This window comes from Bradyrhizobium sp. F1.4.3, from assembly GCF_040548375.1.
GTDB lineage: Bacteria > Pseudomonadota > Alphaproteobacteria > Rhizobiales > Xanthobacteraceae > Bradyrhizobium.
This window is the reverse complement of the sequence record NZ_JBEPRN010000011.1, coordinates 151,676-174,779: the sequence shown is the minus strand read 5'-3', so window position 1 is coordinate 174,779 and position 23,104 is coordinate 151,676. Positions and strand designations below refer to the sequence as shown.

Below are 23,104 nucleotides of genomic sequence, written 5' to 3'. Positions count from 1 at the left end.
GTGGAGCACTCCGGTTTCAATTCCTATCCTGATGTCGGGCCCGGCCGCTGTCAAATCAAGGCTTGCAGAGACTTGATTCCAGTGCATCCATCACAAGCAATTCAATGGTTTGCCCCGGGGTGACCCTGTAAAGACGTGCCATGCTCACAAGAGTTCCCCTGCGTGCGGCGATTGGCGTCGTGACCACCCTGCTTGCGTCGTCGCTGGCGATGACGGCCCGCGCCGACGACGCCTCGCCATGGCAGCGCGACGGACATTCCGCGGTGCGGCTGCTGGCGGGATCGCGCAGTGGCGCGGTGCTGCTCGGCGGCATCGCCTTCCAGATACAGCCTGGCTGGAAGACCTATTGGCGCACGCCCGGCGATTCCGGTGTTCCGCCGCGCTTCGACTTCTCGAAGTCGGACAATGTCGAGGCTGTGACGATCATGTGGCCGGCACCGCTAAAGTTTGACGACGGCGCGGGCGGCCATTCGATCGGCTACCACGACCAGATCGTGCTGCCCTTGCGCATCGTCGCCAAAGCCGCCGACAAGCCGGTGACGCTGCGCGCCGAGATCAACTATGCTGTGTGCGAAAAACTCTGCATTCCCGTCGAGGCCAGCGCCGAGCTCGGCTTCAACAGCGTCGCCTCGACCGAGGACGCCAATCTGCGTGCAGCGCTCGACACCGTGCCCAAGCCCGCCAATATCGGTGATCCCAATCCGCTCACCATCCGCGACATCAAGCGCGACGGCGCCAGGAACGTGGTGGTCGATGTGGTCGCGCCGGAGAGCAGCAAGGTCAATTTGTACGTGGAAGGGCCGACGCCCGACTGGTCGCTGCCGATTCCGGCGCCGGTCGAGCACAGCCCGCCAGGGGTGAAGCGCTTCTCCTTCGAGCTCGACGGGCTGCCGCCGGGCGCCAAGCTCGACGGCGCGGCGCTGAAGTTCACACTGGTCGGACCGGAGAAATCGTACGAGTTCAATACGAATTTGGAGTGAGCTCCAATTGTCGTCCCGGACAAGCGCAGCGAAGCAGAGCGCAGATCCGGGACCCATACGCCGCAGCAATAGTTTTGCGAAAATTCGGAGTTACTAGCTTCGCGCCGCAACTTCTCCCTGTGGTTATGGGTCCCGGCCTTCGCCGGGACGACACCGAGGGTGGCGTACCCCACCCAACCGAATCTTAACGAATGGTTGCTAATCCCCAAGGCTGCCGCACATGGCTGCCGCAGCATGCGGAACGCCTGGGGATCTTCGACGTGGCCGTGATGGACACACAACCTGCCTCGACCGGATGGGCCGGCCTGATCGCGCGGCTGCGCGGCAAGTTGACGGGCGGATCGAGCGAAGCGTCGCTGACGCGGCGGTTGGCCGGCACCATCTTCATCATCCGTGTGCTCAGCGCAGGCCTCGCCTACTTCTCGCAGGTTCTGCTCGCACGCTGGATGGGCACGTCCGACTACGGCATCTATGTCTATGTCTGGACCTGGGTGCTGCTGCTCGGCAGCATGATGGATTTTGGCATCTCGGCTTCCGCGCAAAAAATCATTCCGGAGTACCGCGCCAGCGGCGAGCATGCGTTGCTGCGCGGCTTCCTCTCCGGCAGCCGCTGGCTGACTTTTGCCGTATCGACGCTGGTGTCATTCGGACTCGCCGGCATCGTCAAACTGCTCTCGCCCTGGATCAACCCGGCCGAAGAGCTGCCGCTTTATATCGGCTGCATGACGCTGCCGGCCTTCGTCGTCGCCAACACCCAGGACGGCATCGCGCGCTCGCATGACTGGATGCAGCTCGGCCTGATGCCGCAATTCGTCATCCGCCAGGCGCTGATCATCGGCATCACTGCCTGCGCCTTCCTGCTCGGCTACCATCTCGGCGCAATTGCCGCGATGATCGCAAGCGCCGGCGCGGTGTGGATCGCTATGACCGGCCAGATGGTGGTGCTGAACCGCAAGCTCGCCGACCATATCGAGCCCGGCCCCAAGGCCTACGACATCAGCGGCTGGCTCGCCGTCTCGCTGCCGATCCTGCTGGTCGAAAGCTTTTACCTGCTGCTGTCCTACACCGACGTGCTGGTGCTCCAGCAGTTCCGTCCCTCCGACGAGGTCGGCGTCTATTTTGCCGTGGTAAAGACGCTCGCTCTGGTCTCGTTCATTCACTACGCGATGTCGGCGACGACCGCGCACCGCTTCGCCGAATACAACGCAATCGGCGACAAGGCGCGCCTGTCGGCCTATGTGGCGCATGCCATCAACTGGACGTTCTGGCCGTCACTGGCGGCGACGGCTGTGCTGCTCGTCCTCGGCAAGCCGCTGCTCTGGCTGTTCGGACCGCAATTCGTGGGCGGCTACGACATCATGTTTGTCGCCGCGATCGGGCTCGTGGTGCGCGCCGCGATCGGGCCGGTCGAACGCCTGCTCAACATGCTCGGTCAGCAGAAGATCTGCGCGCTGGCCTATGCGCTGGCGTTCGTGATGAACCTCGCGCTCTGCATCGCGCTGGTGCCGCGCTACGGCGGCCATGGCGCTGCGGCGGCGACATCGATCTCGCTGACCTTCGAGACGGTGCTGCTGTTCTGGATCGTGCGGCAGCGGCTGGGGCTGCACGTGCTGGCGTTTGGAAAATAATAAGGCCGCGCTCTTTACGCCCCTCCGCCTTCCCCACGAAACGTCCATTTCGCGAGACACCGGCGAATGGGGTAAAATGACTGCCCATTCCCCGATCCAAGCACGATTTTTCTTATTCGCCCGAAGCAGTTGCATCTCAGGGAAAGTTTATTCTACGTCGTATTGCCCAACTGACGAGATAAACCTAAGATTCCCCAGACCATGATTGATCCGCTCTACGTCGCCTCCGGATTTGGCGTCGGCCTGCTTGTCGGGATGACCGGCGTGGGTGGTGGCTCGCTCATGACACCGCTGCTGATCCTGCTGTTCGGCATCCACCCCTCCACCGCTGTTGGCACCGACCTGCTCTATGCCGCCGCGACCAAGACTGGCGGCAGCGTGGTGCACGGCTGGTCGCGCAGCGTGCACTGGCCGGCGGTGCTGCGGCTCGCCTGCGGCAGCATTCCGGCAAGCGCCCTCACACTGTTCGTGCTGTGGAAGCTCGATCTCAGAAACGACGCCGAGCGTAACCTTGTCAATCTGGTGCTGTGCCTGGCGCTGATGCTGACGGCGATCTCCCTGATCTTCCGCAAGTCGATCATGGAGCGCTATCGCCGGCGCCTGGAGCAGGTCGACGAGCGCGCCACGGCGGTCGCGACCGTCGTCACCGGTATCGTGCTCGGCGTGCTGGTATCGATTTCATCGGTCGGCGCCGGCGCGGTCGGCGTCACCGTGCTGCTGCTGCTTTATCCGCGCCTGCCGATGGCGACCATCGTCGGCTCCGACATCGCGCATGCGGTGCCGCTGACGCTTGTGGCCGGGACCGGCCACTGGATGCTCGGCTCGGTCGACTGGCATCTGATGGGGGTTTTGCTGCTGGGTTCGCTGCCCGGCATCATCCTCGGCAGCTACAGCGCGACGCGGGTGCCGGAGACGGTGCTGCGCGTCGCACTCGCCAGCGTCCTCATCGTGGTCGCCGGCAGGATCATGTTCACGGAATTGAACCTGTCATCGGCCATCGTGACGGCCCTGGCCTGGAGCCATTGAACGAAAAACGGCGGTAGCATCCCGCTCCCGCCGCTTTCGTAACGCGATCGAGGGCCCTACTCCGCGGTCCAGCCGCCGTCGATCGAGAGGTTGGTGCCGGTGATCTGCGCGGCATCGTCGCTGCACAGGAACAGCGCCAGTGAGGCGACCTGCTCGGAGGTGACAAACTCCTTGGTCGGCTGCGCATCGAGCAGCACGTCGTTGATGACCTGCTCGCGCGTCAGGTTGCGCGCCTTCATCGTGTCGGGGATCTGCTTCTCCACCAGCGGGGTCCAGACATAGCCGGGGCTGATGCAGTTGCAGGTGATCTTGTTGGTCGCGACTTCCAGCGCCACGGTCTTGGTCAGGCCGGCGATGCCGTGCTTGGCCGACACATAGGCCGATTTGAAGGGCGAGGCGACCAGCGAATGCGCCGACGCCGTGTTGATGATGCGGCCCCAGCCCTTCTTCTTCATGCCGGGGACGGCAGCGCGAATGGCATGGAAGGCCGAGGACAGGTTGATCGCGATGATCTGGTCCCATTTCTCCGGCGGAAATTCCTCGATCGGCGAGACGAACTGGATGCCGGCATTATTGACGAGAATATCGACCGAACCGAAGCTCTTCTCGCCGAGCGCGATCATTCCGGCGATCTCGGCCGGCTTGGTCATGTCGGCGGGCGAGTAAACCGCCTTCACGCCAAAATCGGACTCGATCTTCGCGCGCTCCTTCTCGATATCCTCGGGCGAACCGAAGCCGTTGATGACGACATTGGCACCGGCGGCGGCAAAGGCGCGCGCATAGGCGAGCCCGATGCCGCTGGTCGATCCGGTCACGACGGCGTTCTTGCCTGACAGACTACCCATATTATTCGCTCCTTTTTGGCGGGGGCGCGGTGACGTCCCCCGTGAGATCGTAGGTGACCATGGTCTCGTCGGACTGCGGCCGCTCGAGCCAGTCCTTGTGGCGCATCGACAGATGCACGTCGCGCACGCCGCCTTCCCAATGCTCGACCATGGCGACATGCGAGAAGTCGTAGTCCTTGGACGAGGATTCGTAGTTCTTGCTGCGATAGATCAGGTGCACCACCGTGACGGTGCTTTCACGCGACGCTTTCGCAAGGAATTCGACGGAGGGATCGTTCTTCAGATAATCCGGCAATTTGCCGATCAGATCGCGCACCGCCCTGCGGGCGTTGTGGATCTGCTTGTTCTTGTCGGTGTTCATCCGCGTGCGGCTGGAGAAGCGAATGTCCTTCTCGCGCTCGGCGGCCTCGAGCAGCGAGTTGGGCAGATCACCGCGGGCGCTGAACAGGTCGACCTGGAAGATCAGGAGGTCGCGATCGATCTCCGCGTCCAGCACGAAGTCGAGCGGCGTGTTGGAGGCGATGCCGCCGTCCCAATAGTGCTCGCCGTCGATGATCACGGACGGAAAGCCGGGCGGCAGCGCGCCGGAGGCCATGATATGCTCCGGGCCGATCTTCTTGCCGAGCTTCTTGAACTCGTAATTGTCGAAATATTTGAAATTGCCCGAGGTGACGCCGACGGCGCCGACCGACAGCCGCGTCTTGAGGTCGTTGATGCGGTCGAAGTCGACCAGCCGCTCCAGCGTCTTCTTCAACGGCGCGGTGTCGTAATAGCTTTCCGCTTCGGGATGGCCCGGCGGCCACATCGGCGCCGGCGGGACGCGCGGGACGAAGAAGCCCGGCACGCCGAAGGTCGCGATCAGCGCCGCGCTGGTGGAATTGAACAGCTCGCGGCTGTGATCGCTCTTGCCGATCGGCTTCCACGGCACCGGCGCGGAGACCATCTCCCAGAATTCCTTGAGCCGCTTGACGCGGGCGTGGCCCTCGTTGCCGGCGATGATGGCGGCGTTGACCGCGCCGATCGAGATGCCGGCGACCCATTCGGGCTCGAAGCCATAGCCGCACAGCGCCTGATAGGCCCCGGCCTGGTAGGAGCCGAGCGCGCCGCCGCCCTGTAACACCAGGACGCGTTGCGCATTCGCGGGGACACTGGCGGCTTCGGGACTGTGATCTGTCATGCCGGAACAATAGCAGAAGGCGAGCGACCGTGGCGACAGTTCGCCGCGGCGTCAATGCATCCCGGGATCAAGTCTGGCTTATCGGGAGTCCGTCGACGCCAGGATCATGGTCCAGAACACCTTGTACTTGGTGCCTGGAGCATAGCCCGCCGCTATGCCCAATTTTGTGACACCGCTCTTGAGCATGTTCGCCCGGTGCGGAGGCGAGTCGCGCCAGCCGGAAAATGCTTCCGCCAGAGTATGATAGCCGGCCGAGACGTTCTCGACCGCCACGGCGGCCGGATAGCCACCGGCGCTGAGGCGTTTGGCGAGCGGCGCGCGGACGTCATGGTCCATTTTGTTGGCAGCGGCCATGGCCTGGGACTGGGATTCCGCAAGTCGCATCAGGTCGGGATCGATGATGACGGTGCCGAGCCCGTTGTTCTGGCGGTATTGCGAGATCATGATCGCGGCGGCCTGGGCATCCAGCTTCGAGCCCGGCACGGACATATCGGCATACATGGACGGCTGCTGGACCGGCGCTTCGTTGCCCGCACAGCCGGCAAGAAGCAAAGTGATTGATATCGCGGCCGCAGCGCGCATGTGCAGGAGCCCCCAAATGAGGGGCCGTTGTTGCATACCAACCGTGGCTGAAAGGTGAATTTTGCGGAAAATTTGAGCCTTCGGCTGGCGCACCTAGCCCGCAAATATCCGGTAGCGGCGGGGGTTTAGGCCGATGGCGTCCCCGGTGCGGAGTTCCTTGTCGCGGGGCGCGTCGATCTCGATGGTTTCGCCGCCGAGCAAGGCGACCTCGGCCCGCTGCACCGGACCGAAATTCCGAACATGCTGCACGGCGCCCTCGAAGGCGCCGCTGCCGGGGGGACCGACCAGCATGTCATGTCGCCGCACGAACAGTCTTGACGCGCCAGGCGCAAGCCCATCTGCCGCGAAAGCGAGCGGCCGGTCGCCGAGCCTGATAACGCCGCCTTCGACCTGGACCAGCAGTTCGATGGACTCGCCGATGAAGCCGTGGACGAAGGCGGTCGCCGGGCTTTCATAGACGTCGTCGGGCGAGCCGATCTGCTCAATCCTGCCCTTGTCCATCACCACGACGCGGTTGGCGACTTCCAGCGCCTCTTCCTGGTCGTGGGTGACGAAGATCGAGGTGACGTTGATCTCGTGATGGAGCGAGCGTAGCCATTTGCGCAGCTCTTTGCGCACCTTGGCATCGAGCGCGCCAAAGGGTTCATCGAGCAAAAGGATGCGCGGCTCGATCGCGAGCGCGCGGGCGAGCGCAATGCGCTGGCGCTGGCCACCGGAGAGCTGGCTCGGATAGCGGTCGGCAAGCCAGTCGAGCTGCACGAGATCGAGCAGCTCTTTTACGCGCGCACGGATCGTCGCCTCGTCCTTGCGGATCGCGCGAGGCTGCACCCGCAGGCCGAAGGCGACGTTCTCGAACACCGTCATATGGCGGAACAGCGCGTAGTGCTGGAACACGAAGCCGACGTGACGTTCGCGCGCGCCCTGTGCCAGCGCGTCCTCGCCGTTGAAGGAGACTTCGCCGGAATCGGGCCAGTCGAGTCCGGCGATGATCCGCAGCAGCGTGGTCTTGCCGGAGCCTGAGGGTCCGAGCAGCGCCAGCAACTCGCCATTGTCGACCTTGAGGTCGACGCCGTCGAGGGCTTTGAAGCTGCCGAACTTCTTGACGAGATTCCTGACTTCAATCGTCACGGTCGTCGTGTCCTTCATCCAGATGATTTTCGAGAAGGGTCTTGGCGATCAGCGTGATCAGCGCCAGCATCGCCAGCAGCGAGGCGATCGCGAAGGCGGCGACGAACTGGTATTCGTTGTAGAGGATCTCGACCAGCAGCGGCATGGTGTTGGTCTCGCCGCGGATATGGCCGGAGACGACGGAGACCGCGCCGAACTCGCCCATCGCGCGCGCGTTGCAGAGCAGGACGCCGTAGAGCACGCCCCATTTGATGTTGGGCAGCGTGACGCGGAAGAACGTTTGCAAGCCGGACGCGCCGAGCGAGATCGCGGCTTCTTCTTCCTGCGTGCCCTGCTCCTGCATCAGGGGGATCAGCGCGCGTGCCACGAAGGGGAAGGTCACGAAGGTGGTGGCGAGCGCAATGCCGGGCACCGCGAACAGGATCTGGATGTCGTGATCGCGCAGCCAGCCGCCGAAATAGCCCTGCGCGCCGAACAGCAGCACGAAGACGAGACCCGAGATCACCGGGCTCACCGAGAACGGCAGGTCGATCAGCGTGATCAGGAAGGTCTTGCCCTTGAACTCGAACTTGGCGATCGCCCAGGCGGCGACCAGGCCGAACACGAGATTGAGGCCGACCGAGATCGCCGCGACCAGCAGCGTCAGCCGGATCGCCGCCAGCGCCTCCGGCTCGGCGAGCGCAGCGAGATAGGCAAGAATCCCCTTCGAGAAGGCTTGCGCGAACACCACGACCAGCGGCAGCACCACGAAGACGCTGAGGAACAATATCGCCAGCGTGATGATGGCGATGCGCACCGCCTTGGGTTCGGTGCGGAGGTTGTCCTGCGCGGCCGCCGCATGCGCGCGCGCCTTCGCGTCGGGCGAGGAGAGCGAGACTGAGTCGGCGATCTGCATCGTCATCGCATCCCCCCTCAATGCACCGGGATCCGGTTCTGCGCCCAGCGCTGCAACCGGTTCACGGCGAAGATGATGACAAAGGACACGACGAGCATGACGACCGCGATCGCGGTCGCATCGGCATAGCGGAATTCGGACAGCCGGATCACGATCAGGAGCGGCGCGATCTCGGAGACGTTCGGCAGATTGCCGGCAATGAAGATCACCGAGCCGTATTCGCCGACCGCACGCGCGAAGGCGAGCGCAAGCCCCGTGAGCAGCGCCGGCGCAAGCGAGGGCAGGATCACGCGAATGATGGTTTGCCAGCGGCTGGCACCGAGGCTGCCGGCGGCTTCCTCGATCTCGGGATCGAGATCCTGGAGCACCGGCTGCACGGTACGCACCACGAAGGGGATGCCGATGAAGATCATGGCGACGAAGATGCCGAGCGGCGTGAACGCCACTTTGATGCCAAGCGCCGCAAGCGGCGCGCCGAGCCAACCCTTCTCGGCGAACAGCGCGGTTAGCGCGACGCCGGCCACCGCGGTCGGCAGCGCAAAGGGAACGTCGACGATGGCATCGAACAGCCGCCGGCCGGGAAAGCGATAGCGCACCAGCGCCCAGACGATGATGCTGCCCATCACAAGGTTAACGCAGGCCGCCGCGAAGGCCAGGCCGAAGGAGACCCGCAATGCATTCAGCGTGCGGCGGCTGGAGAGGATGGCCCAGAACTGCTCGGGGCTCAGCTCGAGTGATTTCAGGAACAGGCCGGCGAGCGGGATCAGGATGATGACCGACAGCCAGGACAGCGTCAGTCCCATCGTGAGACCGAAGCCCGGCAATGTCCGGCGTCGTGCTGCGATTGCGCTCACCAGGCCCCCTGCTAATGCCTCTTAAGACAGCGCCCGATCAGTTCTTGTAGATCTGATCGAAGACGCCGCCGTCGGCAAAATGTTCCTTCTGCGCCTTGGTCCAGCCGCCGAACAATTCGTCGATCGTGAACAGCTCGACCTTTGCGAAGGAGTTTTCATATCTTTTAGCGATCTCGGGATCGCGCGGACGGTAGAAATTGCGCGCCGCAATCTCCTGACCTTCCTTGGTGTACCAATACTGGAGGTAGGCATCGGCGACGTTGCGGGTGCCTTTTTTATCGGCAACCTTGTCGACGATCGCGACCGGCGGTTCCGCGAGGATCGATTGCGGCGGCGCCACGATCTCGAACTTCTCCGGACCGAATTCCTTCAGCGCAAGGTAGGCCTCGTTCTCCCAGGCGAGCAGCACGTCGCCGACGCCGCGCTCGACGAAGGTCACGGTCGCGCCACGCGCGCCGGTGTCGAGCACCGGCACCTGCTGGTAGAGCTTTCCGATGAAATCCCTGGCCTTGTCGACTGATCCGTATTTCTTCTGCGCGAAACCCCAGGCCGCCAGATAATTCCAGCGCGCCCCGCCTGAAGTCTTCGGGTTCGGCGTGATCACGGCAACGCCCGGTTTGAGCAGATCGTCCCAGTCCTTGATGCCCTTGGGATTGCCCTTGCGCACCAGGAACACGATGGTCGAGGTGTAGGGCGATGAATTCTGCGGCAGCCGCTTCTGCCAGTCAGCTGCGGTGAGGCCCTTGGCGGCGATGGCATCGATGTCATAGGCGAGCGCGAGCGTCACGACATCAGCCTGCAATCCGTCGATCACCGCGCGCGCCTGCGAACCGCTGCCGCCATGCGACTGCTTGATCTCGACGCTCTTGCCGGTCTCCCTCTGATAGGCGTTCGCGAACGCCTTGTTGAACTCGACATAGAGCTCGCGGGTCGGATCATACGACACGTTCAACAAATTGATGTCAGCGGCGAGAGCCGAGCTTGCCAAGCAGCCTGTGACGAGCAGGCCTGCCATGAGCGGAACGATACGGCGGATCATGTCCATCTCCATTCACCTCGACGACATCGGCGTCATCGATGGCACGCGGGCATAACTCGGGTCGAAACGCTCCTAAGTCAACGGAACCGGATTTCCTTGTTTGTAGCCGGGCAGCTTAGCTGTGCTACGAAATCTTCATCGTGTGAATGCCGCATTCTGTCTTGGCTCGGCCGCGCCAGCGACCGGCGCGCGCGTCCTCGCCTTCGGCCGTTCTGCTCGTGCAAGGCATACACCCAACCGAGAGGAAACCCGACTCTGCCAATGGATGACGCGGCAATTTGGCGCGGACGAAAATCGCCTCGAGCTCCTCGCGCGAGACATTGGCGAAGGGATTGAACTTCAACCGCGCGCCGTCGTCCTCAACCACCGGAATGTCGGCGCGCGCGTTGCCCTGGAAACGCTTGCGGCCGTTGATCCAGCCCGAGAACGGTTTGAGCGCACGCGCCAGCGGTTCCACCTTGCGGATGCGGCAGCAGGCGTCGGGATCGGAGAACCAAAGATCACGCTCGGGATCCTCGCGCGACAGCACCTCCTCCGCTGGCTTGACCGAGCGGACGTCCTTCAATCCGAGCGTCGCGATCAGCGTATCGCGATAGGCCAGCGTCTCCTCGAACAGCCAGCCGGTGTCGAGGAAGATGACCGGGATCGCCGGATCGACATCCGCCATCACCTTGAGCAGCGTCGCCGATTCCGTGCCGAACGACGACACCAACGCGAGCTTGTCGCGACCGACCGCTTTCAGGGCCGCGGCGATGACTTCCGCGGGCGAAGCATCGCGCAGCGTGCGATCGAGCTCCTCCGCTGAGGGCAGCGCTGAGACGGATACCGAGGAAACCTCAGGTGCAATCGCGTTCACGTGCCGACACCCTCGGAATGACGCAGCTGCATGCGTCGGTGCAGCGCCGTGATGCGGCCGTCGCCGGTCGGCTGATAGAACACCGAATAGCGCTTCGCCGTCTGTATGAAGGCTTCCGCGTCGGCCTGCTTCTTGACCTCGAAGGAATCGAAGCCGGCGCGCAGCATGAACACGAACTGGTCGCGCAGCACCTGGCCCGTGGCACGCAACTCGCCGCGATAGCCGTAGCGCTCGCGCAGCAACCGCGCCTGGCTGTAGGCCCGTCCATCGCGGAAGTTCGGGAACACCAACGCGGCGACGGCGATCTTGCCGAGATAGGGCACCAGCTCAGCGATGTCGCGGTTGTTCGGCCAGATCACGCCGACCTTGCCGCCGCGCTTCAGCAACGCATCCGCTTCGCTCAGGAAGCGCTCGGCCGGCACCAGGATGTCGCCGCCCTCGGGCAGCGGCGTATCGACGGCAAGCTTGACGAAGCTGTCGTCGGAGATCTTTCCGCCGTTAACGAGCGGCATAGACGCGCTCCTTGAAAGGTTCGACGCCGAGACGTCTTACCGTGTCCATGAACAGCTCTTCCGGCCGCTCGCGCAGCGCGAGATAAGCTTCCACGATGTCCTCGACGACGTCGGCGACCTCGTCGAACTTGACGCCGGGGCCGATCAGATTGCCGAGCGCGGCATTCTCGTCGGCACGACCGCCGATGGTGATCTGATAGACCTCCTCGCCGTTCTTCTCGACGCCGAGAATGCCGATATGGCCGACATGGTGATGGCCGCAGGCGTTGATGCAGCCGGATATGTTGATGTGCAGCCGGCCGATCAGATTGGCGAGCTCGTGATTGGCAAAGCGCCGCGTCAGCTCCTGCGCGATCGGGATCGAGCGCGCATTCGCCAGCGAGCAATAGTCGAGCCCCGGGCAGGCGATGATGTCGGTGATCAAATTGACGTTCGGCGTCGCCAGCCCGAGCTTGTCGAGCGCCTTCCAGAGCGCCGGCAAATCCCGCTTGGCGACGTGGGGCAGTGCCAGGTTCTGCTCATGTCCAACGCGAATTTCGCCGAAGGAATATCTGTCGGCGAGATCGGCGAGCGCGTCCATCTGCTCGGCGGTGGCATCGCCCGGAGGCCCCCCGATCGGCTTCAGCGAGATCGTGACGATCGAATAGCCCTGGTTCTTGTGCGCAGCGACCGAGTTCTTGCGCCACGCCTCGAAGTCGGGATCGGCCGCCGCCTGGCGCAGCTCGTCCGGCATGTGCGGCAGCTTCTCGTAGGGCGGATAGCTAAAGCGCGAGCGGATGTCCTCGATCACCTCATCGTCAATCTGCAGCGAGGAGTTGCGGATGTGCTGCCACTCCTCCTCGACCTCGCGCGAGAATTTTTCGATACCGAGCTCGTGCACCAGGATCTTGATGCGTGCCTTGTAGATGTTGTCGCGACGTCCGTACTGATTGTAGACGCGCAGGATCGCCTCGATATAGCTCAGGATGTCGCGGCCGTGCACGAAATGCTTGATGGTCTTGCCGATGAACGGCGTACGGCCAAGGCCGCCGCCGACCAGCACCTCGAAGCCAGTCTCATCCTTCTCGTTCTTGATCAGGCGCAGGCCGATGTCGTGGATCTTGATCGCGGCGCGATCGTGATCCGACGCGGTGATCGCGATCTTGAATTTGCGCGGCAGGAACGAAAATTCCGGATGCAGCGTGGTGTGCTGGCGGATCAGCTCGGACCAGATGCGGGGATCCTCGATCTCGCCCGGCGCGACGCCGGCCCACTGGTCCGAGGTGACGTTGCGCATGTTGTTGCCGGAAGTCTGCATCGCATGGATGCCGACCTCGGCAAGGTCGGCCAGCGCATCCGGCAGCTCGGCGAGCTTGATCCAGTTGAACTGGATGTTCTGCCGCGTCGTGAAATGGCCGTAGCCACGGTCGTATTTGCGCGCGACATGGGCGAGCTGCCGCAACTGGTTCGACGCCAGCGTTCCATAGGGAATCGCGACGCGGAACATGTAGGCGTGCAGCTGCAGATAGACGCCATTCTGGAGCCGCAGGATCTTGAACTCGTCCTCCGTGAGCTCGCCGGAGAGTCGGCGCTTCACCTGGTCGCGGAACTCCGAGACGCGCTCGTTGACGAGCGTGCGGTCGATTTCATCGTAAGCATACATGAGTGAGTGCCTTAAACCTGGACCGGCTGCCCGATGGTCACGCCGGTGCGGCGAATCTGTTCGCGCAGATTGCCGGGTTCAACCTTGCCGTCCTCGCCGATCTGCACCGGCGCGATATAGGGACCGATCGCTCCGACGTCATCGGCGACGGACTCCGCGAGCAGCGCTTTTGCCTCGTCGGAGTTGCGCACGATCGCGGCCTCGGACAGGTCCGCAGACCAGCTCTTGGCGGCGGTGCGGTAAACCACGATGCCGTCCCAGGTACGATTGGCGGTCACGACCGAGGGGCCGGCGATTTTGATTTTCTTTTGTTCAAGCGGGGAGGTCATTCGGCTGCATCCAGGAGGTCAGAGATGATTTGCTTTGGGGTTTTCTCGGGGGTTTCGCGGCGAAGCGAACCGGCATGCCGGACCACGTCGCCGATGATGAGGATGGCGGGACCCCCATTGGTCCGCCGCACCAGCTCGGGCAGGTCGCGAAGCATACCGATCGCGCCTTGTGCATCGGGACGCGTGACCCGGGCGAACACACCGACCGGCGTCTCCGGCGAACGGCCGGCGGCGAACATGCCGGCGCGTATCGCGGGCGCCGCAGTCATGCCCATGTAGACCACGACGGTCATCCTGGTGTCGGTCAGCGTCGACCAGTCCACGGCTTCCGCATCGCGCGCCTTGTGCGCGGTGAGGAAGGTGATGCGGGTCGCTTCGTGACGGTAGGTGAGTGGCACCTCGAAATCGGCGGCGCCGCCGAGCCCCGCGGTGATGCCGGGAATGATCGAATAGGCGATACCGGCCGCGCGCAAGGCTTCGACCTCTTCGCCGCCGCGGCCGAACACGAAGGGATCGCCGCCCTTTAGCCGCACCACGCGCTGACCGGACTGTGCGGCCTCGATCATCCGCTTGTTGATGGCGTCCTGGCCGATGCCGGGCTTGCCGACGCGGCGGCCCACCGGAATGCGCGTGGTGTCGCGGCGGATGCGGTCGAGAATTTCGGGAGAGACCAGTTCGTCGTGGAAGACGATGTCGGCGTCCTGCAATGCGCGCAGCGCCTTGATGGTGAGCAGGTCGGGATCACCGGGGCCGGCGCCGACCAGCGTGACGGAGCCCTCCGGCTTGTCGGCACGTGCGAAGCCGGACGGATCGGAAATAGCCTTGAGCGCAGCTTCCGCCTCGCCCTTGCGGCCAGCGAGCACGGAGGCACCGATCGGACCGTCGACGACGCGCTCCCAGAAGCGACGGCGCAGCGGAAACTCGCCGATGCGCTCGTTGATGGATTTACGGAAGCCGCCGATGAACTCGGCAAGCTCGCCGATGCGGGCCGGCAGCAGCGCCTCGATCTTCTCGCGTACGCGCCGCGCCACCACTGGCGAGGTCCCGCCGGTGCCGACCGCGACCACGACATCGCCGCGATCGACGATCGCCGGGAAGATGAAGCTGGAATGCTCGAGATCGTCCATGACGTTGACGGGCAGGCCCAACGCCTTGGCGCGAACCGACATCGCAACGCCGACATCGCCCGCGCCCGCGCAGATGATGGCGATAACGCCGGCAAGATCGGCTGTCAGCGGATCGTCGGTCGCGATTTCGATGCGTGCAGCGTCCTCGGAGTTGAGCCTCAGATCGTGATTGCCGTCGATCGCATGCACGCGGATGCATGCGCCGGCGGCGGCGAGCACGCGCAGCTTGGCGCGCAAAAGCTCACCCGCACCGATGAGGACCACCGGGCCGGCCTTGAGATCGAGAAACACCGGCAAGAACCGCATGCGATACTCGCTTCCCCCACATCCGGGGTTGACTGGAATTATTTTCTATATATGTGTCGTTTCTAGCGCGCAAAGAGAAAATTTTTTCTTCTCTCCCGCGCTGCAACTATAGAATTTTCGCCTCCAAACGCAAAGTGGCAGAGATGCATCTTCTCAAGGACGATTCCGCTGCTGATCGACTGACCGGTCTGGCGCTTGCCGAGCGCGTACCCGCGCAAGAATTTTCTCCGAACCTTGCCCCGAGCATGGACCATCTCGACCAGCTTGAGGCACAGAGCATCTACATCTTCCGCGAGGCCTTTGCCCGGTTGAAGAAGATCGCCCTGCTGTGGTCGCTCGGCAAGGACTCCAACGTGATGATCTGGCTGGCGCGCAAGGCGTTCTTCGGCCGCCTGCCGTTCCCGGCCCTCCATGTCGACACCGGCAAGAAGTTTCCGGAAATGTATCGCTTCCGCGATCATTACGGGAAGGAGTGGGAACTCGACCTCCGCGTCGAGCCCTGCCCGCCCATCGATGCCGTCGACCCAACGCTGCCGCCCGCCGCCCGTTCCGCCGCGCGCAAGACCGAAGGCCTGAAGATGGCGCTTGGCAAATACGGTTTTGACGGCCTGATCGCCGGCATCCGCCGCGACGAGGAGGCGACGCGCGCCAAGGAGCGCGTGTTCTCACCGCGCGGGCTCGAGGGCAATTGGGACGTGCGCGACCAGCCGCCGGAGTTCTGGGATCATTTCAATGCGTCGCCGCCGCAAGGCGCGCATTTGCGCATCCATCCGATCCTGCATTGGACCGAGGCCGATATCTGGGCCTACACCAAGCGCGAGAACATCCCGATCATTCCGCTGTACCTGGCGAAGGACGGCAAGCGCTACCGCTCGCTGGGCGATCAGGACATCACCAACCCGGTGAACTCGACCGCGTCGAACATCGACGAGATCCTGATCGAGCTCGAACAGACCAAGGTGCCGGAGCGCGCCGGCCGCGCGCTCGACCACGAGACCGAGGACGCCTTTGAGCGCCTGCGCGTCGCCGGCTATCTCTGACCTTAGGACGCAACGCGGCTATGAACATGATCGTCACCCCCGCTTCGCCGGCTACCCCGAACGGGACTACGCGTCCGCAAGTGCGCATCGTCATCGTCGGCCATGTCGACCACGGCAAGTCGACGCTGGTCGGCCGCCTCCTGCACGAGACCGGCAGCCTGCCAGACGGCAAGCTCGAGATGCTCAAAGCCGTCAGCGCGCGGCGCGGCATGCCGTTCGAATGGTCGTTCCTGCTTGACGCGCTCCAGACCGAGCGCGACCAGGGCATCACCATCGACACCACGCAGATCCGCTTCCGCACCAATTCGCGCGACATCGTCCTGATCGACGCGCCCGGCCATGCCGAATTTTTGCGCAACATGATCACCGGCGCTTCCCAAGCCGACGGCGCGGTGCTGATCATCGACGCGCTCGAGGGCGTGCGCGACCAGACAAGGCGGCACGGCTATCTGCTGCATCTGCTCGGCGTGAAGCAGGTCGCCATCGTCGTCAACAAGATGGACCGCGTCGACTTCTCTGCCGAACGCTTCAAGGTGATCAGCGACGAGATCTCGGCACATCTGCAAAGCCTCGGCGTGAAGCCCACGGCAGTGATCCCGATTTCCGCCCGCGACGGCGACGGCGTCGCCGAGCGTACTAACCGCATCGGCTGGTACAAGGGGCCGACGGTGGTCGAGGCGCTCGACCGGCTGGAGCCGGCGCGGCCGCTCGAAGCGCTGGCGCTGCGGTTGCCGGTGCAGGCGATCTACAAGTTCGACGACCGCCGCATCGTGGCGGGCCGCATCGAGTCCGGCAGCCTCAACGCCGGCGACGAGATCGTGATCATGCCGGCGGGCAAGATCGCCAAAATCAGGACGGTCGAGAGCTGGCCGGTGACGCCGGTTGCCGGACGTCAGGGCGCCGGCCGCTCGGTCGGCATCACGCTCGACCGCGAGCTGTTCGTTGAGCGCGGCGACATCATCGCCCATGCGAACGCCGCCCCGCGCGAGACACGCCGGCTGCGCGCGCGTATCTTCTGGCTGCACGACAAGCCGCTCGCCAAGGGCGACCAGCTCCTCGTGCGCTGCGGGCCGAAGGAAAGCCGCGCCACCGTCGTTGCGATCGAGAAGGCAGTCGATCCCGGCGAGCTCTCGAGTGTCGAGAACAAGGCGATCGGCCGCAACCATGTCGGCGAGATCGACATCTCGCTGTCCAATCCGATCGCAACCGATCCCTACACCGAGAACCCGCGCACCGGGCGTCTCGTGATCGAGGTCTCCGGCCGTATCGCCGGCGGCGGTCTGGTGCTGTCGGTCGATGCCGGCCAGCGCGCCGTACCCGTCGACATCGTTCCTGTGGAATCCGCACTGCGGCCCGACGAGCGCTCCGCGCGCTATCACCACAACGGTGCGGTGGTCTGGCTCACCGGCCTGCCGGCCTCCGGCAAGTCGACGCTGGCAAAGGCGCTGGAGCGGCGGCTGTTCACCAATGGCGGCTCTCCGATCCTGCTCGACGGCGACACGTTGCGCGCCGGGCTCAACAGCGATCTCGGTTTCTCCGCCGCCGACCGCAGCGAGAACATCCGCCGCCTCGCCGAGGTCGCAACGCATCTGGCGCGTAACGGCCACATCGCCATCGTCGCCGCCGTCTCGCCGGCCCGGGAGGACCGCGCCACCGCGCGCCGCATCGCGGATACCGCATTCCGGGAGATCCACGTCGCAACGCCGGCCGAGATCTGCGAGGAGCGCGACCCCAAGGGCCACTACAAAAAGGCCCGCGCCGGCGCGCTCGCGTCGTTCACCGGCATAGGTAACGACTACGAGACGCCGGAAGCCGCCGAGCTCGTGATCGACACGTCTGCGCGGACAGTCGCGAACGCGGCTGACGAGATCGAGCAGATGCTGAAGGCGACCGGTGTTCTGTTCGACGAAGTCGTGGATCTCGCCGCGAATATTTGAACGCACTGCATCCGCGCATGCAGTGCGTTCCCTCCCCCCTTGCGGGAGGGTTAGGGAGGGGGTGCCACGCGGGGCCTCTCTCGATCAGCGTGCGCTGACTGCATCGTCGAATTCGGACACTCCTTTTCCTGGGGCTACCCCCTCCCCTGCCCTCCCCCGCAAGGGGGAGGGAGCAGAGTGTGCTCAGTCGCATTCACCGTGCGCAAATTGCAGGCGCCGCAAGTCCCACCTCGCCTTGACATTTTGACAGACGTCGGGGGCCTTCTCACGGCCCCGATTTTGGGGCTAATAGGATCCCGAAAGCCGCCCTTTGCGGGCGCATTTTGCTGCTGTCGGGTCAAAAGCAGCCAAAAAAAACGCCATTTCCAACAAGAAAGCCCATCATGAAACGCGTCGACGCCCACGGACTGAAGATCGCTCCCGTCCTGTTCGATTTCATCGCCAAGGAAGCTGCCCCCAAGACGGGGATCGCTCCGGACGCATTCTGGGCCGGGCTTGCCGCCATCATCAAGGAGCTGGGGCCGAAGAACCGCGCGCTGCTGGCGGTCCGCGACACGCTGCAGACCAAGATCGACGAGTGGCACCGCGCCAACAAGGGCAAGGCTTTCGACATCAATGCCTACACCGCGTTCCTGAAGGAGATCGGCTATCTGGTCCCTGAGCCCGCGACGCAGAAGGTCGAGACCGCTGATGTCGACGAGGAGATCGGCAAGATCTGCGGCCCACAGCTGGTGGTGCCCCTGACCAATGCGCGCTATGCGCTGAACGCGGCGAATGCGCGCTGGGGCTCGCTCTATGACGCCTTCTACGGCACCGACGCGATCCCGCACGATCCTTCCGAGAGCGGCAAAGGCTACAACACGGCGCGCGGCGACAAGGTGATCGCCAAGGCCAAGGCGTTCCTCGATGCCGCCGTGCCGCTCGCGACCGGCAGCCACACCGACGTTACGGCTTACAGCGTCGTTGCGGGCCAGCTCGCGGTGAAGCTGAAGAGCGGTAACGCCACCGCGCTGAAGAACGCCGCGCAGTTCGCGGGCTTCCAGGGCGATGCGGCCGCACCGTCCGCGGTGCTGCTCGCCAACAACGGCCTGCACGTCGAGGTCAAGATCGACCGCAACAGCACCATCGGCAAGGACGATCCCGCCGGTGTCGCCGACATGATCATGGAGTCCGCCGTATCGACCATCCTCGACATGGAGGACTCGGTCGCTGCCGTCGATGCCGAGGACAAGGTGCTGGTCTACCGCAACACGCTCGGCCTGATGAACGGCACGCTGTCGGCCGACTTCGAGAAGGGCGGCAAGACGCTGACGCGTTCGCTCAACGCCGATCGCATCTACAAGACGCCGGACGGCAAGGGCGAGGTGAAGCTGCACGGCCGCAGCCTCCTCTTGATGCGCAATTGCGGTCACCACATGTTCACCGACGCGGTGCTGGACGAGACCGGCGAGGAGATTCCGGAAGGCCTGCTCGATGCCGCGGTCTCGGGGCTTCTTGCCATTCATGACTTGAAAGGCGGCTCCAAGACCAAGAACAGCCGCACCGGCTCGGCCTACATCGTCAAGCCGAAGATGCACGGCCCGGACGAGGTGTCGTTGACCTGCGAGATCTTCGACCGCGTCGAGAAGATGCTGGGGCTTGCGGAGAACACGCTCAAGGTCGGCATCATGGACGAGGAACGGCGCACCACCGTCAACCTCAAGGCCTGCATCCAACGCGCTTCGAAGCGCATCATGTTCATCAACACCGGCTTCCTCGACCGCACCGGCGACGAGATCCACACCTCGATGGAAGCGGGTCCGATGATCCGCAAGAACGAGATGAAGGCGCAGGCCTGGATCAAGGCCTATGAGGACTGGAACGTTGACATGGGCCTGATCGACGGCCTGCCCGGCCACGCCCAGATCGGCAAGGGCATGTGGGCGGCACCCGACAAGATGGCGGACATGCTTCAGCAGAAGCTCGCCCATCCGCAGGCCGGCGCCACCACCGCCTGGGTTCCCTCGCCGACCGCGGCGACGCTGCACGCCCTGCACTACCACCAGGTCAACGTCATCGCGCGCCAACAGGAGCTCACCAAGGGCGGTCCGCGCGCGAAGCTTTCGGACATCCTCACCATCCCGGTCTCGAAGTCGAACTGGGCGCCCGACGATGTCAAGCAGGAGATCGACAATAACTGCCAGGGCATTCTCGGTTACGTCGTGCGCTGGATCGACCAGGGCGTCGGCTGCTCCAAAGTGCCCGACATTCACGATGTCGGCCTGATGGAAGACCGCGCCACCTTGCGCATCTCCAGCCAGCATCTCGCCAACTGGCTGCACCAGGGCGTCATCACCGAAGCGCAGGTAATGGAGTCGCTGAAGCGCATGGCCGTCGTCGTCGACAAGCAGAACGCGGGCGATGCCATCTACAAGCCGATGGCGCCCGCCTTCGACGGCACAGCCTTCAAGGCCGCCTGCGACCTCATCTTTAGGGGACGCGAGCAGCCGAACGGTTACACCGAATACATCCTCACCGCGCGCCGCCGCGAGGCCAAGGCGGCGGGTTGAGCGCGGACGTTCGAACGTCAAAGCCCCGGCTCACGCCGGGGCTTTTTTGTTGGATGTCCATCCGGGCTACGCCAACTCGCCGCTGCGCTAAAACACCGTGAGGTATTTCAACAGCGACACGACACCGATGATGATGACGACGACGCGCGCGATCTGCTTGGCGCGGCCGTCCATCGGCAACATGTTGATGAGATAAAGAACGAGGATGATGACGAGAAAGGTGACGAGTACGCCGACGAGCATCGCGAGGCCCCCTTCAGGCAAATTGCTACTGGCATATTAACGCCCATCGGCCGCGCCGGTTCCGTTCAGGCAACCCCTTACAACTTCTAGTAAATACGTACTTCTACTGGCGGACCGGCTGCCTAAAACTTTACCCTTTTCGTTTCTGATGCAGAAACCGTTCATGCGGCCAGCCACAAACGGTACGCGATTGCCGATCCGCCGCGCCCCCGTTTTTCGTGTTGCCGGGGCGTCTTCACGAATTTTGAAATGGGAATTGGGGGGACTTCGATGTTGAATCGTCTGACCGTGTCCGCACTGCTGAAGGCGGTGATCGCGATCACGTCGATCTGCGTGGTGATCGCACTCTCGCTCACCGCCTACGAGTCCTGGGATCGCCTCAAGACCGCCAACCGCATCTCGGCGATCGCCGACGCCTCCGCCGATTTGTTCAAGGCGATGCACAATCTGCGCACCGACCGCTCGACCACCAACCGCCTGCTGAACGCGACCGACCCGATGGACGGCGAGATCGAGAAATATCTGCGCGGGCTGCGCGACACCGAGATGCCGGCCATGGCACGCGCGCTCGAACGGCTGCCGAACATCGAATTTCCGCAAGCCGGCACGCTGGTGCCGGAGTTCGCGCGTCTCTTCAAGGCCCTGAGCGAGCAGCAGAAGCAGTTCTGGGAGGAGGTGGGCAAGCCCAAGGATCAGCGCCGCGCCAACCTGCCCAAGGAGTATATGGAGACCACGCAGGGCCTGCTCGACACACTGGACAAGCTCTCGAATGTCCTCGGCGCAACCGTCAACCATCAGGACGCAGCGATCGACCAGTTGCTGTCGATCAAGCAGAACGCCTGGCTGTTGCGCAACACCGCGGGCGAAGCCTCGCTGATCGTCTCGACCGGGCTTGCCGCCGGCAAGATCACGCCGGAGGGCCGCTACGCCTATACCCAATATGTCGGCGGCACGGCCGCGATGTGGAAGGCGCTGGAATTGTCGACCTCTGGCATGCAGCTGCCGACGGGGCTCAGCTCAGCCATGGCCGCGGCCAAGACCGCCTATTTCGACCCGCAATATCTCGCGCTCCGTGATCGCCTCGCCGATACGCTGGTCAAGGGTGAGAAGGCCGAGATGACGGCGAACCAGTGGAGCCCGCTCACGGTGGGCCGTCTGGCCGCCGCCGTTGCCGTGGCCGAGACCGCGCTCGAAGCGGCCAAGAACCACACGCTGGAGCAGCACGCAGCCGCGCAGCGCGCGCTGATCGTGCAGCTCGTGCTGCTGGCGCTCGCCATCGCCCTCGCCGTTGGTGCGATCATGCTGGTCAGCCGCCGCGTCATCCATCCGCTCAACACCATCCGCGACGCCATGCTGAAGGTCGCCAGCGGCGATCTGGCCGTCGACAGCGGCTATCTCGACCGCAAGGATGAGATCGGCGCGCTCGCCGGCGCGCTGGAAACCTTCAAGCAGCAGGCCACCGACAAGCTCAAGATCGAAGAGCACGAGCGCGAGCGCAACGCGGGCGCGGCCGCGCGCCAGCGCGCAGTCGAGGCCTATGTCGGCGAGTTCGAGGGCGCGGTGCGTAAGACACTGGGCGAATTGAGCGAGGCCTCCGGCGAGATGCGCAAGACCTCGGGCGATCTCTCCGCGGTGTCGCGGCAGACCAACGACCGTGTCCAGGTCGCCGGCAAGGCCTCGAACGACGCCTCGATGAGCGTCGACAGCGTCGCAGCCGCGGCGGAAGAGCTCAGTGCCTCGATCAACGACATCAGCCAGCAGGCGGCGCACGCCGCGGGAATCGCCGGCCGCGCCGTCACGCAAGCAAGCGAGACCGATGGCACCGTGCAGGGCCTGGCGAAGTCTGCGGGGCGCATCGGCGAGGTCGTTGGCCTGATCAACACCATCGCTCAGCAGACCAATCTGCTGGCGCTCAACGCCACGATCGAGGCCGCCCGCGCCGGCGAAGCCGGCCGCGGCTTCGCCGTGGTCGCCTCCGAGGTGAAGTCGCTGGCCAGCCAGACCGCGAAGGCGACCGAAGAAATCTCCGAGCAGATCGCCGATATCCAGAAGGTCGCGGGCGATGCCATCAACGCGATCCAGACCATCGGCGGCATCATCGGCGAGGTCAACGAAGTCGCAACCGCGATCGCCGCCGCCGTGCAGGAGCAGGGTGCGGCGACCCAGGAGATCACGCGCAGCACGCAATACGCGGCGCAGGGCACCAAGAACGTCTCGGACAACATCACCGGCGTCAAAGCCGACGCCGATGCCGCAGCGGCCGCCGCCGACAACGTGAAGCATGCCTCCGAGCTGCTGGAGACCCAGAGCCGCCAGCTCGGCCACGACGTCGGCGACTTCCTCGGCAAGATCCGCGCGGCGTAGCTTTATAAGCGCGCGGTCAGCCGCAGACCTCGGTGTCGTCCTGGC

General features: G+C 64.2%; 20 protein-coding genes. 7 read left to right on the top strand and 13 right to left on the bottom strand.

Annotated elements, in window-relative coordinates:
* The first annotated feature begins 140 nt into the window (after nt 1-140).
* The 3 genes from ABIB73_RS25620 (at nt 141) to ABIB73_RS25610 (ending at nt 3,634) form a co-directional block, all read left to right on the top strand.
* Nucleotides 141-980, top strand: coding sequence for a protein-disulfide reductase DsbD domain-containing protein (locus ABIB73_RS25620; protein WP_354228547.1), 840 nt, complete (start codon nt 141-143; stop codon nt 978-980).
* Between the two features lie 260 nt (nt 981-1,240).
* Nucleotides 1,241-2,608, top strand: coding sequence for a flippase (locus tag ABIB73_RS25615; RefSeq protein WP_354228634.1), 1,368 nt, complete (start codon nt 1,241-1,243; stop codon nt 2,606-2,608).
* 201 nt (nt 2,609-2,809) lie between these two features.
* The gene (locus ABIB73_RS25610) at nt 2,810-3,634 is read left to right on the top strand and encodes a sulfite exporter TauE/SafE family protein (protein WP_354228545.1); all 825 of its coding nucleotides are present in this window, start codon (nt 2,810-2,812) and stop codon (nt 3,632-3,634) included.
* Between the two features lie 56 nt (nt 3,635-3,690).
* Here ABIB73_RS25610 and ABIB73_RS25605 read toward each other — a convergent pair whose 3' ends face one another.
* The 12 genes from ABIB73_RS25605 to cysG all read right to left on the bottom strand — a co-directional run bounded on the left by ABIB73_RS25605 (nt 3,691) and on the right by cysG (nt 14,926).
* Complete coding sequence (locus ABIB73_RS25605) at nt 3,691-4,479, bottom strand: 3-hydroxybutyrate dehydrogenase (RefSeq protein WP_354228544.1); 789 nt, start codon at nt 4,477-4,479, stop codon at nt 3,691-3,693.
* Nucleotide 4,480: 1 nt separating this feature from the next.
* Complete coding sequence (locus ABIB73_RS25600; protein ID WP_354228542.1) at nt 4,481-5,656, bottom strand: DUF3734 domain-containing protein; 1,176 nt, start codon at nt 5,654-5,656, stop codon at nt 4,481-4,483.
* Between the two features lie 78 nt (nt 5,657-5,734).
* The gene (locus ABIB73_RS25595; RefSeq protein WP_354228632.1) at nt 5,735-6,238 is read right to left on the bottom strand and encodes a CAP domain-containing protein; all 504 of its coding nucleotides are present in this window, start codon (nt 6,236-6,238) and stop codon (nt 5,735-5,737) included.
* A gap of 93 nt (nt 6,239-6,331) precedes the next feature.
* Nucleotides 6,332-7,366, bottom strand: coding sequence for a sulfate/molybdate ABC transporter ATP-binding protein (locus tag ABIB73_RS25590; RefSeq protein ID WP_354228630.1), 1,035 nt, complete (start codon nt 7,364-7,366; stop codon nt 6,332-6,334).
* On the bottom strand, nt 7,356-8,267 hold the full coding sequence (cysW, locus tag ABIB73_RS25585) for a sulfate ABC transporter permease subunit CysW (protein WP_354228540.1): 912 nt from the start codon (nt 8,265-8,267) through the stop codon (nt 7,356-7,358). Before cysW ends, ABIB73_RS25590 begins: the two co-directional genes overlap by 11 nt.
* Before the next feature lie 11 nt (nt 8,268-8,278).
* The gene (gene cysT / locus ABIB73_RS25580; RefSeq protein WP_354228538.1) at nt 8,279-9,115 is read right to left on the bottom strand and encodes a sulfate ABC transporter permease subunit CysT; all 837 of its coding nucleotides are present in this window, start codon (nt 9,113-9,115) and stop codon (nt 8,279-8,281) included.
* Nucleotides 9,116-9,152: 37 nt separating this feature from the next.
* On the bottom strand, nt 9,153-10,154 hold the full coding sequence (locus tag ABIB73_RS25575) for a sulfate ABC transporter substrate-binding protein (protein ID WP_354228536.1): 1,002 nt from the start codon (nt 10,152-10,154) through the stop codon (nt 9,153-9,155).
* A 124-nt stretch (nt 10,155-10,278) separates the two neighbouring features.
* Nucleotides 10,279-11,010, bottom strand: coding sequence for a phosphoadenylyl-sulfate reductase (locus ABIB73_RS25570; protein ID WP_354228534.1), 732 nt, complete (start codon nt 11,008-11,010; stop codon nt 10,279-10,281).
* A complete protein-coding gene (locus ABIB73_RS25565; protein ID WP_354228532.1) occupies nt 11,007-11,522 on the bottom strand; it encodes a DUF934 domain-containing protein in 516 nt (171 codons plus the stop codon). The genes ABIB73_RS25570 and ABIB73_RS25565 overlap by 4 nt, the downstream gene beginning before the upstream one ends.
* Complete coding sequence (locus tag ABIB73_RS25560) at nt 11,509-13,164, bottom strand: nitrite/sulfite reductase (protein WP_354228530.1); 1,656 nt, start codon at nt 13,162-13,164, stop codon at nt 11,509-11,511. Before ABIB73_RS25560 ends, ABIB73_RS25565 begins: the two co-directional genes overlap by 14 nt.
* A gap of 11 nt (nt 13,165-13,175) precedes the next feature.
* Nucleotides 13,176-13,493, bottom strand: coding sequence for a DUF2849 domain-containing protein (locus tag ABIB73_RS25555; RefSeq protein ID WP_354228528.1), 318 nt, complete (start codon nt 13,491-13,493; stop codon nt 13,176-13,178).
* Nucleotides 13,490-14,926: a siroheme synthase CysG gene (gene cysG, locus ABIB73_RS25550; protein WP_354228526.1), complete on the bottom strand. Its 1,437-nt coding sequence runs from the start codon at nt 14,924-14,926 to the stop codon at nt 13,490-13,492. The genes ABIB73_RS25555 and cysG overlap by 4 nt, the downstream gene beginning before the upstream one ends.
* Before the next feature lie 245 nt (nt 14,927-15,171).
* Between cysG and cysD the strand changes: the two genes are divergently transcribed.
* The 3 genes from cysD to ABIB73_RS25535 all read left to right on the top strand — a co-directional run bounded on the left by cysD (nt 15,172) and on the right by ABIB73_RS25535 (nt 20,452).
* A complete protein-coding gene (gene cysD / locus ABIB73_RS25545; RefSeq protein ID WP_354228629.1) occupies nt 15,172-15,966 on the top strand; it encodes a sulfate adenylyltransferase subunit CysD in 795 nt (264 codons plus the stop codon).
* Nucleotides 15,967-15,986: 20 nt separating this feature from the next.
* The gene (gene cysC, locus ABIB73_RS25540) at nt 15,987-17,903 is read left to right on the top strand and encodes an adenylyl-sulfate kinase (RefSeq protein WP_354228525.1); all 1,917 of its coding nucleotides are present in this window, start codon (nt 15,987-15,989) and stop codon (nt 17,901-17,903) included.
* A gap of 383 nt (nt 17,904-18,286) precedes the next feature.
* The gene (locus tag ABIB73_RS25535) at nt 18,287-20,452 is read left to right on the top strand and encodes a malate synthase G (RefSeq protein WP_354228523.1); all 2,166 of its coding nucleotides are present in this window, start codon (nt 18,287-18,289) and stop codon (nt 20,450-20,452) included.
* Nucleotides 20,453-20,539: 87 nt separating this feature from the next.
* Here the strand turns inward: ABIB73_RS25535 and ABIB73_RS25530 are convergent, their stop codons facing one another.
* The gene (locus tag ABIB73_RS25530; protein ID WP_254116026.1) at nt 20,540-20,695 is read right to left on the bottom strand and encodes a Thivi_2564 family membrane protein; all 156 of its coding nucleotides are present in this window, start codon (nt 20,693-20,695) and stop codon (nt 20,540-20,542) included.
* Between the two features lie 270 nt (nt 20,696-20,965).
* Between ABIB73_RS25530 and ABIB73_RS25525 the strand changes: the two genes are divergently transcribed.
* Nucleotides 20,966-23,059, top strand: coding sequence for a methyl-accepting chemotaxis protein (locus ABIB73_RS25525; protein ID WP_354228521.1), 2,094 nt, complete (start codon nt 20,966-20,968; stop codon nt 23,057-23,059).
* Nucleotides 23,060-23,104: the final 45 nt, after the last annotated feature.

Coding starts and splice junctions, on each gene's coding strand:
- ABIB73_RS25555 (WP_354228528.1), bottom strand. CDS start 13,493: ATGACCTCCCCGCTTGAACAAAAGAAAATCAAAATCGCCGGCCCCTCG.
- ABIB73_RS25525 (WP_354228521.1), top strand. CDS start 20,966: ATGTTGAATCGTCTGACCGTGTCCGCACTGCTGAAGGCGGTGATCGCG.
- ABIB73_RS25600 (WP_354228542.1), bottom strand. CDS start 5,656: ATGACAGATCACAGTCCCGAAGCCGCCAGTGTCCCCGCGAATGCGCAA.
- ABIB73_RS25595 (WP_354228632.1), bottom strand. CDS start 6,238: ATGCGCGCTGCGGCCGCGATATCAATCACTTTGCTTCTTGCCGGCTGT.
- ABIB73_RS25610 (WP_354228545.1), top strand. CDS start 2,810: ATGATTGATCCGCTCTACGTCGCCTCCGGATTTGGCGTCGGCCTGCTT.
- cysW (WP_354228540.1), bottom strand. CDS start 8,267: ATGACGATGCAGATCGCCGACTCAGTCTCGCTCTCCTCGCCCGACGCG.
- ABIB73_RS25575 (WP_354228536.1), bottom strand. CDS start 10,154: ATGATCCGCCGTATCGTTCCGCTCATGGCAGGCCTGCTCGTCACAGGC.
- ABIB73_RS25530 (WP_254116026.1), bottom strand. CDS start 20,695: ATGCTCGTCGGCGTACTCGTCACCTTTCTCGTCATCATCCTCGTTCTT.
- ABIB73_RS25605 (WP_354228544.1), bottom strand. CDS start 4,479: ATGGGTAGTCTGTCAGGCAAGAACGCCGTCGTGACCGGATCGACCAGC.
- ABIB73_RS25565 (WP_354228532.1), bottom strand. CDS start 11,522: ATGCCGCTCGTTAACGGCGGAAAGATCTCCGACGACAGCTTCGTCAAG.
- cysG (WP_354228526.1), bottom strand. CDS start 14,926: ATGCGGTTCTTGCCGGTGTTTCTCGATCTCAAGGCCGGCCCGGTGGTC.
- cysD (WP_354228629.1), top strand. CDS start 15,172: ATGGACCATCTCGACCAGCTTGAGGCACAGAGCATCTACATCTTCCGC.
- cysC (WP_354228525.1), top strand. CDS start 15,987: ATGAACATGATCGTCACCCCCGCTTCGCCGGCTACCCCGAACGGGACT.
- ABIB73_RS25560 (WP_354228530.1), bottom strand. CDS start 13,164: ATGTATGCTTACGATGAAATCGACCGCACGCTCGTCAACGAGCGCGTC.
- ABIB73_RS25620 (WP_354228547.1), top strand. CDS start 141: ATGCTCACAAGAGTTCCCCTGCGTGCGGCGATTGGCGTCGTGACCACC.
- ABIB73_RS25535 (WP_354228523.1), top strand. CDS start 18,287: ATGAAACGCGTCGACGCCCACGGACTGAAGATCGCTCCCGTCCTGTTC.